The organism is Tamlana crocina (assembly GCF_012037625.1).
The window spans coordinates 1-815 of sequence record NZ_JAAVJS010000046.1 but is presented as its reverse complement, the minus strand read 5'-3'; the positions used below and the strand labels follow the sequence as shown (position 1 = coordinate 815).

The 815-nt window shown below is 41.6% G+C and carries 1 pseudogene; it reads right to left on the bottom strand.

Annotated features, from left to right (window positions below):
- A pseudogene (locus tag HC176_RS15505) lies at positions 1 to 815 on the bottom strand (hypothetical protein); the annotation flags it as partial.

Here is an 815-nt window from a genome sequence, read left to right as displayed (position 1 = left end):
AAAACAGCATCAGCCGGAGTTGCAGTAAAGCTAAATGCGCCCTTAGTTGCATTTGTAGCCATGACAGGATTAAGAGTTTCTTCTATTTGGGGATCTGAACAAAATTCTGTAGAAGAGTAAGTGAAATCCGGAATTGGCTTGTCGCTAATTGTTATTGTGAATTCAGCTGTAACCGGCTGACAACCGTCTTCTCCTTCGCCTGTATAATCAACCGTTCTTGTAATCCTATAGGTGCCCGCAGTACTGGCAGAAATATCTATTGCTCCTGTTGATGCGTCTAAAGCAAGTCCGGCACCATCAGCAGTATAATTATCGACACTTTCGTGACCCTCTTCCGCAAATGACATTTCCGGAATGGAATTCAAAGTGTTGTCCCGGGTATCTTTGCAATAGATTGTACTGTCATATTCAAAGGCAGCAACAGGATTTGCTCCGATTTTTACTTCAAAATCTTTCTCCACCTCAGTGCAAACTGCAGTATTCGAGCTTGCTACAAAAGTATATGTGATAACGTAATTTCCAGGCTCAGTTCCATTAGGGGTAAATTCACCGGTGCTTGGATCGACAACCAATCCTTCAGGTTGAACGGAAAATATTCCGGATCCATTGGTTAGATTCGAACCATCAATGACTGGAGTTTTTTTGCCGGTATCTGTTTCGCAGAATTCGGCGGAAGTATCTGTTATTGTGGATGTATAGGTGAAAACCGAAAGTTCAGGTTGTGGAATAATAACAAGGTTTTTAGTTGATGAAATTTCGGAACAGCCTTCAAGTCCCTTTACTGTAAGGGTTAAAGGTACAGTGCTTTCAATATT